9 protein-coding genes are annotated in these 14,408 nt (G+C 59.7%); 5 read left to right on the forward strand and 4 right to left on the reverse strand.

The window, feature by feature from the left end; all coding sequences use genetic code 11:
* Positions 1–65: 65 nt before the first annotated feature.
* The 4 genes from QPL98_RS12075 (at position 66) to QPL98_RS12090 (ending at position 7,375) form a co-directional block, all read left to right on the forward strand.
* Positions 66–2,261: a TRAP transporter fused permease subunit gene (locus QPL98_RS12075; protein ID WP_014420714.1), complete on the forward strand. Its 2,196-nt coding sequence runs from the start codon at positions 66–68 to the stop codon at positions 2,259–2,261.
* 107 nt (positions 2,262–2,368) lie between these two features.
* Complete coding sequence (locus tag QPL98_RS12080; protein ID WP_014420715.1) at positions 2,369–4,183, forward strand: ATP-binding protein; 1,815 nt, start codon at positions 2,369–2,371, stop codon at positions 4,181–4,183.
* Entirely contained in the window at positions 4,180–5,532 is a 1,353-nt protein-coding gene (locus QPL98_RS12085) for a sigma-54 dependent transcriptional regulator (protein WP_011785810.1), read from the forward strand. Before QPL98_RS12080 ends, QPL98_RS12085 begins: the two co-directional genes overlap by 4 nt.
* Before the next feature lie 148 nt (positions 5,533–5,680).
* Entirely contained in the window at positions 5,681–7,375 is a 1,695-nt protein-coding gene (locus QPL98_RS12090) for a methyl-accepting chemotaxis protein (protein WP_199452143.1), read from the forward strand.
* Between the two features lie 71 nt (positions 7,376–7,446).
* Here the strand turns inward: QPL98_RS12090 and QPL98_RS12095 are convergent, their stop codons facing one another.
* The 3 genes from QPL98_RS12095 to QPL98_RS12105 are packed head-to-tail and all read right to left on the reverse strand — an operon-like array spanning position 7,447 to position 11,907.
* On the reverse strand, positions 7,447–9,105 hold the full coding sequence (locus QPL98_RS12095; RefSeq protein WP_303293343.1) for an acetolactate synthase large subunit: 1,659 nt from the start codon (positions 9,103–9,105) through the stop codon (positions 7,447–7,449).
* Positions 9,102–10,289 (reverse strand): L-lactate dehydrogenase, encoded by a 1,188-nt coding sequence (locus QPL98_RS12100; RefSeq protein WP_153741561.1) that lies wholly within the window; start codon positions 10,287–10,289, stop codon positions 9,102–9,104. Before QPL98_RS12100 ends, QPL98_RS12095 begins: the two co-directional genes overlap by 4 nt.
* 4 nt (positions 10,290–10,293) lie before the next feature.
* Positions 10,294–11,907 carry an FAD-binding dehydrogenase gene (locus QPL98_RS12105; protein WP_153741560.1) on the reverse strand — a complete coding sequence of 538 codons (1,614 nt, stop codon included), beginning with the start codon at positions 11,905–11,907 and terminating at the stop codon, positions 10,294–10,296.
* A gap of 90 nt (positions 11,908–11,997) precedes the next feature.
* Between QPL98_RS12105 and QPL98_RS12110 the strand changes: the two genes are divergently transcribed.
* Positions 11,998–13,005 carry an AraC family transcriptional regulator gene (locus QPL98_RS12110; protein ID WP_011785805.1) on the forward strand — a complete coding sequence of 336 codons (1,008 nt, stop codon included), beginning with the start codon at positions 11,998–12,000 and terminating at the stop codon, positions 13,003–13,005.
* 3 nt (positions 13,006–13,008) lie between these two features.
* Here the strand turns inward: QPL98_RS12110 and QPL98_RS12115 are convergent, their stop codons facing one another.
* Positions 13,009–14,364 (reverse strand): PhoH family protein, encoded by a 1,356-nt coding sequence (locus QPL98_RS12115; RefSeq protein ID WP_014420721.1) that lies wholly within the window; start codon positions 14,362–14,364, stop codon positions 13,009–13,011.
* Between the last annotated feature and the right edge of the window lie 44 nt (positions 14,365–14,408).

Below are 14,408 nucleotides of genomic sequence, written 5' to 3' on the forward strand. Positions count from 1 at the left end.
GCCGGACGACCCTTCGGCATCCGGTCGATACCGATTCACCGCCTCTCAGACAGGCAGGACTTATCATGACCAAAGAACAATCCCATGCCAGCGGTGAAATCCAGCTGGCAGAAAACCTGACGGTCAATGAAGACCATGTATTGGCCCACAATGTGGACGAAGAGCCGGTGGAGGCGAACCGCCGCCTGTACACCGGTATTTTGCTGAAGTTCGTCGTGTTGCTGGCGATTGCCTATTCGGCGTTTCACCTCTACACCCTGAACGTGTCACCCATGGAAACCTGGTCGTTCCGTATTGTGCACGTGGCCGGTGCCCTGGTGTTGGGCTTTATCCTGTTTGCCGGTGCCCGCTTCGTTTCCGGTGAAGAAGGTGCTGCGCGGCATCGCTGGACCACCTGGTTTGCAGCAGTCGCGCTGATTCCCGCGCTCTATGCGCTGTACCAGACTTATGCCTTTCACCAGATGATTCTGGGTGGCACCCTGCGGATTCCCGCGGAACTGGAAACCTGGCATTTTGGCTGGCCGCTGCTGGCGGCTTCCGGTGTGGGTATTGTCATGAGCTGGTTCCACCAGCGTGACCGGGCCCGGTTCAGCGTGCCGGATCTGGTTCTGATCGTCTGCTCTGTGGCGGTTGCCGCCTACCTGCTGGTGGTGTTCAACACCTCCATGCGGATGACCACCGGCACCGCGTTCGCCCCCGTAGGTATCTCTTTCGCCGCTGTGGCCGGTACCGCGCTGATTATGGAGCTTACCCGCCGGGTAGCCGGTATGGCTCTGGTTGTGATTGCGCTGGTGTTTCTGGCCTACGTCTTCGCCGGCCCCTACCTTCCGGGCTTTCTGGGGTATCCCGGGCTGTCGGTGCAGCGCTTCTTCAGCCAGGTCTATACCGATGCGGGTATTCTCGGGCCGACCACGGCGGTGTCTTCGACCTACATTATCCTGTTCATTATCTTTGCCGCGTTTTTGCAGGCGTCGAAGGTAGGTGACTACTTTGTGAATTTCGCTTTTGCGGCGGCTGGCCGGTCCCGGGGTGGTCCCGCCAAAGTCTCCATTTTCGCCTCTGGCCTGATGGGTATGATCAACGGCACCAGTGCCGGGAACGTGGTATCCACCGGTTCCCTGACCATCCCCTTGATGAAGCGGGTTGGCTACAGCAAGGAATCCGCCGGCGCGGTTGAAGCAGCAGCGTCTACGGGCGGGCAGATCATGCCGCCGATCATGGGTGCGGGCGCCTTCATCATGGCGGAGATTACCGGTATTCCCTATACCGAAATTGCCATTGCGGCGATTATTCCGGCGATTCTGTACTTTGCCTCGGTCTACTTCATGGTCGATTTCGAGGCCAAGAAGCTGGGCATGCGGGGCATGCGCGAAGACGAGCTGCCCAATTTGCGCCTGATGCTGCGCCAGGTATACCTGTTTGTGCCCATCATCATTCTGATCGTGGCGTTGTTCCAGGGCTACTCGGTGATTCGTGCCGGTACTCTGGCCACGATTTCTGCGGCGGTGGTCAGCTGGATTTCCCCCAACAAGATGGGCCTGCGGCAGATTCTGCATGCGTTTGAGATAGCGGCCTATATGTCGATTCAGATCATCGTGGTCTGTGCGGCCGCCGGTGTCATTGTGGGGGTGATCTCACTCACCGGCGTTGGCGCGCGGTTCTCGGTGCTGTTGCTGGATGTGGCGGCCCACAGTCATCTGCTGGCTCTGGTGTTTGCCATGTTTATTTCCATTCTGCTGGGCATGGGCATGCCGACCACCGCAGCTTATGCCGTTGCAGCTTCGGTCGTGGCTCCGGGCCTGGTGCAGTTGGGGATTGAGCCGCTGACGGCGCACTTCTTTGTCTTCTACTTTGCCGTGGTCTCGGCCATCACGCCGCCTGTGGCACTGGCGTCCTATGCGGCGGCGGGTATTTCCGGTGCCAACGCCATGTCCACATCGGTCGCATCATTCCGGATCGGCATTGCGGCGTTCATCGTGCCCTTCATGTTCTTCTACAACAGTGCGCTGTTGATGGAAGGAGGGTGGTTCGAAATCGGACGGGCGCTGATTACCGCTACCTTTGGCGTGTACCTGCTGTCTGCCGGTGTGCTGGGCTGGTTCGCACGGTCGTCCGCCCCGGTTCTGGTACGGTTGTTACTGGTGGCCGCAGCCCTGCTGACCATCGAGGGTGGTTTGTGGACGGATCTGGCCGGTATCGCGCTGGCGGTAATCGCCATGCTCATCCAGCGCAAGCGTGCGCCGGCTCTCGCCGCAGCCTGATCTGGCCAGTACCCGGAGGACAACCTGCCGCTGAGCGGGTTGTCCTGCCGGTCCGGGGGCGCTAGGCTTGGCCGAAGCCCCTCTTTGATGTCTCGGAACTGAATTCCATGCTCCAGCGCTTCAGCGTCGTTGTGATTCTGGTTGTCATCATGCTGCTGTCCTGGCTTCTGGGCGGTTGGTACGGTTATCGCCAGCTGGAGCAGGAGGCCCTGCAAGAGGCTTTCCGGTACCGACAACTGGTTGCGAATGAGCTGAACCGGTATCTGCCGGTACCGGCTCTTATCGCCGAACACCCCCTGTTAGCCGACGCGCTCAAGCAACCGAATGATGCCGTGACCCTGCTTCGGGCCAACGAGCAGATGCAAAGAATGGCCACCATTGTCGGCGGCTCAGATATCTACCTGATGGATTTGTCCGGTTTGACGATTGCGGCCAACAATTTCGGCCAGCCGGACACCTTCGTTGGCAATAATTACGCGTTTCGCCCCTACTTTTCTGAAGCCGTGCAAACCGGAGATTCAGTGGCCTATTTCGCCTTGGGTTTACGGTCCCTGGAGCGTGGTCTGTACTTCACTCATCCGGTGCGCGATCAGCGGGGCAAAATGCTCGGGGTCGTAGCCATCAAGATATTGGTCCATGAGCTGGAGTCGCAATGGCACCGGCCAGAATCGACCCAGCAGGCGCAAATGGTGGTGCTGGACGGCGACGGAATCAGTTTTCTGTCCAGTCGCAGCCAGTGGTTGTATCGGGACTTTCGGCCAGGTGACAAGGCCGAAAAAACCGCCCGCGTGCGGCAGCGTTACCCCGAGCGGGATTTAGAGCCTGTTGACTTCTCGGTCACTGGCAAGCCGTGGGGGCTGGCGGATTATTCCACACGGATTCAGTTACGGGACAGCAACAGTGCCGGCACGTACCTGACCGTCGAGGTGGACCTGCCCAGGCTGGACTGGAGCCTGATGGTACTGACCGAGACGCGATCAGTACTCTGGACCCGCGCCGGTTTCCTGGTCAGCGGGCTGGCCTTGTTCCTGGCCGGGTTCCTTACCTGGTTGTATCTTCGCGAACGATACCGGCGGGAACGTGAACTGGCCTTGAGGGGAGAGCAGTTGGAGCGTCGCGTTGCTCAGCGGACAGCCGATCTTAAACGTTCCAATGACCAACTGCTGGAAGAGATACAGGAGCGGGAGAGAGCCCAGACGGAGTTGCGTGAAACCCAGCAAGAGCTCATCCAGGCTGCCAAGCTCGCGGTGCTCGGGCAAATGTCGGCGGGTCTGAACCACGAGATCAATCAGCCCCTGACCGCTATCCAGGGTTATGCCCGCAACAGTCGGAAGTTTCTGGAGCGGGGGGCCACCGATATGGTGGATGCCAACCTGGGGGAAATTGTCGCCCTGTGCGACAAGATGGCGGAGCTCATCCGACAGTTTAAGGTGTTCGCGAGAAAATCCGAGGGCCCCCCGTCGGTGGTTGATCTCAGATTGGCGGTGGATGGAGCCCTCAAGATTATTCGTGCCCAGCACAGCAGTAGCGGCATTGGCATCGATTGGCATCGCCCGGAGCAGCCGGTCATGTGCCACGGCGATCTGATCCGGATCGAGCAGGTGATGGTCAATCTGGTGGCGAACGCGGTTCAGGCGGTTGAAGGCCGTGACGAGCCGTTGATCGAGATCATGATTGATGAAGAAGAGGGGAACTGGCGTTGCCGGGTTCGAGACAATGGGCATGGCCTTCCCGGTAACACAGAGAAGGTGTTCGAACCGTTTTTTACCACCCGCTCCGTCAAACAGGGGTTGGGCCTGGGGCTTTCCATTTCCCGTCAGATCGTTGAAGCTCTGGGCGGAAACCTGGTCGGCCACAATCGTGACGATGGTCCGGGTGCCGAGTTCGTTCTCAAATTGAAACAGCGTAGGGCAGAGGAATGACAACCGCTTCAGTCATTTTTGTCGATGACGACCCGGATATCCGGCCACTGATGGAACAGACACTGGAGCTGGAGGATATCCCGGTGGCCTGTTTTGCGGATGGTGCGTCAGCCTTGCAGGAGGTTCATCCGGATTTTGAGGGCATCGTCCTGTGTGATTACAACATGCCGGGCATGGACGGCCTGGATGTGTTGCAGCGCATCCGGCAGATTGATGAAGATATTCCGGTCATTCTGCTGACTGGTCAGGGCGATATCAGCACGGCGGTATCGGCCATGCAGCAGGGTGCCTACGATTTCATCGAGAAACCGTTTGATCACGAGGAGTTGATTGAACTCCTGCGGCATGCCCTTGAGAAACGACATCTGGCGCTTGAGAACCGGCGGCTGAAAGCCCAGCTCCGACACCTTGCCCGCCCCGGCCCCCGGATGCTGGGCGATTCGCCGGCTATGCAACGGGTGATGGCGACCATTGATCCGGTATTGGATATCTCCGCAAACGTGCTCCTTCATGGTGAGACGGGGTCCGGTAAGGACGCGCTGGCCAGATATATCCATGAAAACAGTCCACGCAGCAGCCACAATTTTGTTGCGATCAATTGCGGCGCTGTACCCGAGAATCTGATCGAAAGCGAGCTGTTCGGGCACGAGGCCGGTGCCTTCACAGGTGCTGACAAACGACGTGTTGGCAAGATAGAACACGCTCATCGGGGAACCCTGTTCCTGGATGAGCTGGAAAGTATGCCCATGCCGTTGCAGATAAAACTGCTCCGGGTTCTTGAGGAGCAACGGGTTGAGCGGCTTGGCAGCAACCAGGTCGTTGACGTGGACGTACGTATTATCGCCGCCACCAAATCCGATCTGAAGGAACTGAGTGACAAGGGAGAATTCCGGTCCGACCTTTATTACCGACTGAATGTGGTGAAAGTGGATATTCCGCCGTTGCGGGAGCGAAAGGAAGACATCCCCAAACTGTTCCATCACTTTGTGCTGATTGCTGCCGCTCGCTATGACCGCGAGAGTGTGCCTTTGGACGCACGTCAGGCTGCCCGGCTGATGCAGCATTCCTGGCCCGGCAACGTTCGGGAACTGCGTAACCTGGCCGAGCGATATGTCTTGCTGGGCCCGGCAGCCCTGGCCGAAGGCGATTCTGCCAGCGGACCGAACATTGCCAGCCGGCAGACGCTGTCGGAAATGATGGATGGCTTTGAACGCTCGGCGATTGTCAGTGCGCTGAACGCCTGCCACGGTAGCATCAAGGACACCATGGTGCAGCTCGGGATTGCCCGCAAGACGCTGTATGACAAAATGAAGAAACACGGGTTGGACAAAGCCGAGTTCAAAGACTGACCATTACAAAAGATAACGCCCCGGTTGCACTGGTTTTACAAACCACGAGGTTTCCTCGATAAATCTGTCGTGTGTTTTTCTGTAGGATTGCTAATCTTTTTTTAGCGGACTTCTCCGACAGTCATTCCAACCACGGAAAACACACCACATGAAGAATCTGACCATCCAGGCGAGGGTGCTGTTGCTGGCACTGGTGCCGGTTATTGTTCTGACTGCATTGCTGACCACTTACAACCTGAATCAGGCCCGCTCGATCGGAGAGCAGGCGGTTGCAAGCTTCTCGGAAGACATGGAGGCCAGCAAGCGCCAGGAACTGCGCAACTATCTGGAACTGGCGAAAACGTCCATCCAGCATCTGTATGAGCAGCCGGGCTCGGCCAATGATCCTGAGGTCCAGCAGCAGGCCTGGGACATCTTGCGGCAACTGCGTTTTGACGACTCCGGCAGTGAGGGCTATCTGTTCGCCTATACCACGGAAGGTGTTTCGGTGATGCATGGTGTCAATTCCGCCCTGGAAGGCCGTAACCTCTGGGGCTTTCAGGACCCGAACGGCACCTACCTGATTCGCGAACTGATCGAGGCTGCGCGCAATGGTGGCGGCTATGTACCCTATGGCTGGAAACACCCGGAAACCGGTAACGTAGCCCCCAAGTTAGGCTATGCCGAAATGCTGCCGAAATGGGGCGTGATGATTGGCACCGGATTCTGGATTGACGGCCTGGAATCTCAGGTTGCTTCCATGGAGCAGCGGGTGGGAAATTCCCTGGGTGAGGCAATCATTGGTTCGGTGACCACCTCCCTGATCGCTCTGGCCATTATTGTCTTCCTTGCCCTTGTCGTGGTTCGCGGCATTATCAGTCCGTTGAAGTCGGCGGTGACGGCGATGAATGGCATTGCCAGTGGCGACGGGGATCTTACCCGTCGGCTGGAGGTCTCGGGTCGGGACGAGCTGTCGCAGCTGGCCACGGCGTTCAACAGCTTTGCGGATCAGGTCCATGGGCTGGTCCGCCAGGTCCGCCAGTCGGCCGAGACATTGAATGTTACCACCGGCGAGTTGAACGAGGTCATGGTGGAAGCCGAGCAGGGCGTTGAGCGCCAGAAATCGGAAAGTGATCAGGTAGCCACCGCCATGAACGAGATGACCGCCGCAGCCCAGGAAGTGGCCGGTAATGCCAGTGAAGCGTCGGATTCGGCTGGCCACGCTACCGCTCAGGTAACCGATGCCCAGGGGCTGGTCTACCAGGCCATCGAGGTGATTGGCGGGCTCTCCAAACAGGTGGAAGAGGGTGTTCAGGTCATAGAAAAACTGGGCACCGACTCCCGCCAGATCGACAGCGTGCTGGAGGTTATTCGGGAGATTGCCGACCAGACCAACCTGTTAGCCCTGAATGCTGCCATCGAGGCGGCTCGCGCCGGAGAAGCCGGCCGTGGCTTTGCCGTGGTTGCCGACGAGGTACGTACGCTGGCAAGCAGGACCCAGAAGAGCACTCAGGAGATCCAGGCGACCATCGAGCGGCTGCAGAAAGGTGCCCAGCAGGCGGTAATGCTGATCGGCGCCATCAGCCAGCGCAGCGAGGAAACCGTGGAGGAAACCCGCCAGGTGAACGAAGCGCTGCAGCGTATTTCCCAGGCCGTGAACACGATTACCGATATGAACACCCAGATTGCCAGTGCTGCGGAAGAGCAGACCAGCGTGTCGGAAACCATCAACCAGAATGTCCACGAAATCGTGGCAATCTCGGAACAGACTGCCCAGGGAACCCGTCGCGCCGGCGAAGCGACCCAGCGCCTCAAGGCACTGGCCGGTGAGTTGACCGACCAGGTCAGCCGCTACCGGGTCTGAGCAGAGTTACCTATCCAGTCGAAGGAAAAGGCGCAGTCACGCAAGTGACCTGCGCCTTTTTTTTGCCTGGATCAGGGCGCGATCTTCTTTTTCAGGGCTTTGGTCAGCGGCCTTGGCAGGCTCGGCAGCGACTTCAGCAGCCAGGGCAGCACCTTTCTTTTTACGCCATTCAGGGATTCCGGTACCACCGCTTCAATCAGGTGCGGGCCGGGGTTGTGTTTGGCGTATTCCATGGCTTTGATCAGCTCTTCCGCCGTGGTTACCCGGGTGCCGTGCACGCCCATGCTCTGGGCCAGCAACGCGTAGTTGGTGACCGGGCCACTGATGTCGAGCTGTGATTTCGCCTTGGCACCGGCTTCTTCTGCGCCAACCCGTTCCAGTTCTACGTTCAGGATCGAGTAGGAGGCGTTGTTGAAGATGATGGTGATCACGTTCAGGTTTTCCCTCGCCATGGTCCACAGGGCCTGGTTGGTATACATGGCGGTGCCGTCACCGATCAGTGCGTAAACCTGGCGATCCGGACAGGCGATGGCTGCGCCGACGGCGTTGGGCATGCCTTGCCCGATGGCCCCGCCGGTGAGGGTGATCAGGTCGTGCCGTGGTGAGCCTGCGGTCATGGCGTTCAGCATCAGGCCGGAGGTGATGGCTTCATCCACGATAATGCTGTTCTCGGGCATCAGTTCGCCCACCGCCCGGCAAACTTTTTCGGCGGTGAGTTTACCTTTGGGCAGGCCGGGGCGGCCGGGCGCCTGCAGCTTGGGTTGGGCATTGCTGGCACCGAGAGTATCGGCCAGCTTTTTCAGGCTGGTGGTGGCATCCTGCTCCGGTGTGCTCAGAGTGTGAGCCGTGCAGTTGTCTGGCACCAGGTAGCTTTGTTTGCCCGGATAGGCGAAGAAGGATACCGGGGCCTTGGCATCCACCAGAATCAGGTGGTCAAACTCGGAGAGCTGCAGGGTAGCCAGTTCCGCCAGGTAAGCGATCCGCTCCACCGGCGGCAGGCCGGCGCCCCGTTCAATGCGGGTTGGGAAGGTTTCGGCAAACAGGGTGACACCGTTGTGAGCGGCAATGCGTGCCGCCTCCAGCAGAGCGGGCTCACGCAAGGCGCGGCCACCCAGCAGCAGGGCGGTTTTCCTACCGCTCTTAATGGCTTCTGCGGCCGCTTTAACAGCGCTATCTTCAGCTGCAGGCGCTTGCGGTTGAGTGGGTGCGGCACAAGGCTTGCCGCCTTCGCCCCAGGACACATCCGCTGGCAGAATCAGAGTGGCTACCTGCCCTGGCAGGCCCCGGGCGGCGGTGATGGCTTCGGCGGCATCCTGGCAAAGAGCTTCTGTGCTTTGTGACGTGCGCACAAAATTGGGGGAGATGTTGCGAGCGACCGTTTCGATGTCAGACTGCAACTGGGCGTCGTATTTCACATGGTAGGTGGCATGGTCGCCAACAATGTTGACCACCGGTACCTTACCCTTGCGTGCATTGTGCAGGTTCGCCAGGCCATTGCCCAGGCCACAGCCCAGGTGCAGCAGGGTAGCAGCGGGTTTGTCCGCCATCCGGGCGTAGCCGTCGGCGGCACCGGTGGCGACGCCTTCAAACAGGGCCAGTACCGCCCGCATTCCGGGTTCGCTGTCCAGGGCGGCGACGAAATGCATTTCGCTGGTGCCCGGGTTGGTAAAACAGACTTCAACACCCGAATTCACCAGGGTTTTCATTAGTGCCTGAGCGCCGTTGGTCATTGTTGTTCTCCAGCTTGGGTCAATTCGTTTGTATTGGTCCGGTCGAGATGGGTCTCGTTGATATCGGCAATTCTGGTGACACCGGTCAGGATCATGGCCAGTTTCAGTTCCTGCTGCCAGGTGTTCAGGAGTCGGGTTAATCCAGCCTGACCTTCTGCCGCCAGGGCCCACGCCCAGGGGCGACCAATCATCACGCCGTTGGCTCCCAGGGCAAGGGCGCGGAAAACGTCTACGCCGTTGCGGATGCCGCCATCCACCAGGATCTCGGTGTCGTTGCCGACGGCGGCCACGATATCCGGGAGTTTGCGGGCGGTGGCGGCCACACCATCCAACTGACGACCGCCGTGATTGGAGACCACGATGCCATCGGCACCGACGTTGACGGCTGCTTTGGCATCGTCCACTTCCAGAATGCCTTTCAGGATCAGCTTGCCGGGCCAGCGTTCCCGCAGCCATTCGATGGCCTGCCAGGTGACGGAGGCATCGAATTGGGTATCGACCCACTGCTTGAAGGAGTCCAGGTTACTGGCCTCTGGCACTGCGTCGCTCAGGTTGCCAAAGGTCAGGGGTTTACCTTTTATCGCTACCTGCCATAGCCACCCGGGCCTGGATAGCAGTTGCTGCGCTTTGAGCGCAACGGAACGGGCGCCGGCGCTGTTCAGGCCGTTACGGGTGTCCCGATGCCGGGGGCCGGGCAGGGGCAGGTCGATGGTAAAGATCAGCGTCTGGCAGCCGGAATCCCAGGCTTTTTTCAGCAGGTTTTCTACGTAGCCCCGGTCGCGAATCATGTACAACTGGAACCAGAACGGCGCCGTGGCGGCTGCTTTCACTTCTGCCAACGGGCATATGCCAACGGTGGAGAGGGTGAAAGGCACCTCGGCCGCATTGGCGGCTTTTACTGCCTGGGCTTCTCCCCGTTGTGCCATCATTCCGGCCAGCCCCAGAGGCGCCAGGGCGACAGGCATGCTGCAGGATTGCCCGGCCAACTCGGTGCGGGTGTCTACGTTATCGACATCAATCAGCACGCGCTGGCTCAGGGCGATATCCTGCCAGCCGCGGACATTGGCCCGCAGGGTGTGTTCTTCGGTGGCGCCGCCGTCCAGGTAATCTGCCAGAAACCGGGGCAGTTTACGGCGAGCGAGTTGCTGGTAATCGGCGGCGGTGGCCGGATAACTCAGGGGCATGGTCTCAGTTTCCCTTGGTGATGGAGCGGGCGGCAGCCCGCGCCGTCAGAATGCAACCGGGCAGGAAGGTGCCTTCCAGTGACCGTTTGCCATTGCTGCCACCGCCGCCAAAACCGGCCGCTTCGCCGACACAATAGAGGCCGCGGATGGGTTGCCCACGGGCATCCAGTACCCGGCTTTGCAGGTCGGTGCGCAGGCCACCCAGGCTTTTGCGGGTGGTCAGTTGCATGTGGATGGCGATGAAGGGGCCGGCCCCTGGTTTCTGCAGCGGCGCCGGTTTGCAAGTGCGCAGCCGGTCCGGGCCCCATTGGCGGGCGTGGCGGATCATGCGGATTTGCGGGTCGTTGTTCAGCTGGCTGCCTTTGCTGAAATTGGCATCGAAGGCATCGGCGGTGGCTTTCAGAGTGGCAGCGTCAATGTCCAGGGAGCAGGTCAGGGCGTTCATTTTCTTCGCCAGCCCTTCCAGGGTGTCATCCACCAGGAAGTGGCGGCTTTCGTGCTGCATCTGATTTACCAGCGGTTTGTTGCCCAGCAGCAGTTCTTTCAGGAACAGGGGGAATTGTTTGTCCCGGATTCGGGCGTTGTGTTCAGCGCCGGAGATGGCAAATTCTTTCAGGGCAATACGCCGGTTCAGCAGGTGCCAGGTCCAGGGTTTTTCCTGTTCGGCCACCCGTTGGCAAAGCCAGTGGGTATCGAAGCCGGTCACCAGGGGCTCCGGCCCGATGCGCTCGCCCCGGTGGTTCAGCCAGAGTGCGGATTTACATGGAATGGTAGACAGGCCGTGGCCCGGGAAATGCGGGTAGGGGTGGGGAAAGCCCGCCGCGTAGTTCCACATTTCGCCGGCGTGGGTAATGCGCGCGCCCAGGTGGTCTTTGGCCCAGTGGTGCAGCTTGCCATCGGCAAAGGGATGGGCACCGTTAAGCATGGTGGCCGGTTGCGGGCGATGTTTGGGCCAGTTGGCCCGGCATTCGGCGTGGCTGCCATTGATGCCGCCCATGGCCAGCACCACGTTCGGAGCCTCAAACCGCACTTCTTCGCGGGTTTCCTCGTTAATGGCAACGGCGCCGCAGACCTCACCGGCCTGATGGTCGAGTGCGGTAATTCGGTGCCGGTGATGAATGGCCAGTCTGCCACCGGTGTCGGCTTCGTGCAGGGCATTGACCATGCAGCGCACCAGTTCCCGGGAGGTGCCCCAAGTGATGTGGTAGCGGGGCACGCTGTTGCCATCGCCAAACCGGCCTCGCTCCACCCAGTTCACCGCCGGCATGAATTTGATGCCCTCGTCAGCGAGCCAGTCGTGCACCTCGGTACGGGAATGCTCAACGTAATAGCGGGCCCACTGCACAGGCCACTCATCGTTTGGGTCCAGTTCGCCGAAACGCAGCCAGTCGTTCAGCGCCAGTTCCGGCGAATCGGCGATTCTCATGCGCCGCTGCAGCGGCGTGTCAATCAGCATCATGCCGCCAAAGGCCCACAGCGCCAGACCTCCGAAGCGTTCGGGGCTGTCACGATCAACAATGGTTACGGACTTGCCAGCCCGCAGCGCTTCCAGGGCGGTGACAATGCCCGCCAGTCCGCCGCCGGCAATCAAAAGGTCTGAGCTAACAGGTTTCACCATGGTGCGTTTCCGGATTGTATTTTTGATTTTGTTGTTACAGACCATATAACGCTATGATCGGTTCTGAATTGACTTCAGAGGCCGTAATAATTGACGTTAGAAGCCACCGTATCGATGGGCTGGGTCAATACCGTGATCGATGCCGCGAAGAATCTGGGCGTTCCTGAGAACCTGTTGCTGGAAACCGCTGGTCTGCCGGCCGGGGCCCTGTCTCTCGAACGATGGCCCATCGACTTCATTACCCGTCTCTGGCACGCCGCGGAGCAGTGCACGCGGGATCCCGGGTTTGGTCTGAAAGTTGGCGCCGGGGTGCGGCCGGCCAGTATTGATGCGGTCAGTTTCGCCATGCAGAGCGCCGCCACGCTGCGCGAAGCCATCACCCTGGTCCAGAAATACCAGCGGCTGATCTCTGATGGCGGTCGCTTCCAGATGATACCGGGTAGCAGGGGCACCTGGATTGTCTACCACCCCCGGCAGGGGCGTCTGGCGTTCAGTCCGCATCAGATTGAAGCGGTGCTGTCGGCCGTGGTCAGCCTGACCGACTGGATTGCCGGTTCTGCGGTTGGGCCTGTGCGAGTGCAATTCAGTCAGGCCCGTCTGGGGCCGCTGTCAGGGTACCGGGAGGTGTTTGGTTGCCCGGTGGAGTTCGAGCAGGCGTTCAGTGGTTTGCTGGTGGGTAATGAGGTGCTGGACAGGCCTTTACCACAGGCAGATCCGGCCCTTGCCCGTGTACATGAACAGTACAATGCAGGACGGCTGGCGGCGCTGGAAAAGGGCGCTGTGTCGGCAGAGGATCTTCGACAATGGCTGGTCGCCCGGATGGGGCCAAACCTTCCACGACGGGCAGAAGCGGCCAGGATGTTGGGGCTCAGCGAACGTACGTTGGCCCGTCGGCTGGAGGCACAGGGCTATACGTTCAACAGCTTGTTGGACGAGGTGCGCCGGGAGCTCGCCCTGGCGGCGGTGCGGGAATCGGGGTTGTCCCTGGCAGAGATCGCTTTATCGCTCGGATTTGCAGAGGCCAGTACCTTTTACCGGGCATTCCATCGCTGGACGGGCATGCCCCCGGCTCGCTGGCGCAAACAGGGGGCGCACTGAAGCCTAAAGATTGGCTTCGGCAAACTCGGCCAGTACCGAACGGGGTACGCCTTGCAGATGGATGTGACCGCCATGGCGGAAGCCCTTGAAGCGCTCAGTCATGTAGGTCAGGCCGGAGCTCAGTGGGCTCAGATAGGGGGTGTCTATCTGTGCCAGGTTGCCGAGGCATATCACCTTGGAGCCGTTACCGGCCCGGGTGATGATGGTCTTGATCTGGTGCGGGGTCAGGTTCTGTGATTCATCGATGATGATGAGGCTGTGCTGGAAGCTGCGGCCCCGGATGTAGTTCATGGATTTGAAGTGCAGGGGCACTTTGCTGAGGATGTAGTCGACACTGGCGGTCATGTTCTCATCGTCTTCGTGCAAAGCTTCCAGGTTATCCACGATCGCACCCAGCCAGGGTTCCATTTTCTCGGCTTCGGTACCGGGCAGGAAACCGATATCCTCATCCAGGCCCTGGGTGGAGCGGGTCGCGATGATGCGTTTGTAGAGTTTGCTGGCCACGGTCATTTCAATACAGGCGGCCAGGGCCAGAATGGTTTTACCGGAACCCGCCGAGCCGGTCAGGTTCACCAGGTGGATGTCGGGGTCCAGTAACAGGTTCAGGGCCATGGCCTGATAGATATCCCTGGGTACCAGGCCCCAGACTTCTTCATTCATCAGGTCATGCTGGTGCAGATCCTTGAGCACCAGTTGGTCCTCGGAGATATCGACGACCTTGCCGATGAAGCCCTGCTCGTCAATCACGAACTCGTTGATGTTCAGCTTCGCCAGTTCCCCTTCGCGTTTGAGCAGGTGTTCCGTCACTCCCTCCCGCTGGATGGTTTCCACCTTGGCGATACCGTCCCAGAACGAGTTCGGGAACTCCTTGTAGCCCTTGGGCAGCAGGTCAATGTCGTCAAGTAGCTGGTCGTTGTGGTAGTCCTGGGCTTCGACACCAAAGCCGCGGGCCTTTAACCGCATGTTGATGTCTTTACTGACCAGGATGATATCCCGGGATTTGTGGCGTGCCTGCAGGGCGGCGAGGGTGTTGATGATCTTGTTGTCGTTCAGGTGCTCCGGCAGTGAGTGATTGCCGGCACCTTCGGTGCTCATGATGATTGAGAGGGTGCCCAGTGGGTCCGCTTTCTTGCCGCGCAGAATCGGCACGCCTTTCTCGATGTCCTTGGGGCTGGCATCACCCAGCAGTTTGTCGATGTTGCGAATGGCCTGGCGGCAGTCGGCGGCAACCGTCTGTTTGCCGGATTTCAGGCTGTCGAGTTCTTCGAGGACGGTCATCGGAATGATGACATCATGTTCTTCAAAGTTCAGGAGGGCATTCGGGTCGTGAATCAGGACGTTGGTGTCGAGGACATACATTTTCCGGCGAGCTTGCGGTGCTCTTGGCATAGGGGGCGCTACCT

It is taken from the genome of Marinobacter sp. ST-43 (assembly GCF_030541085.1).
GTDB lineage: Bacteria > Pseudomonadota > Gammaproteobacteria > Pseudomonadales > Oleiphilaceae > Marinobacter > Marinobacter nauticus.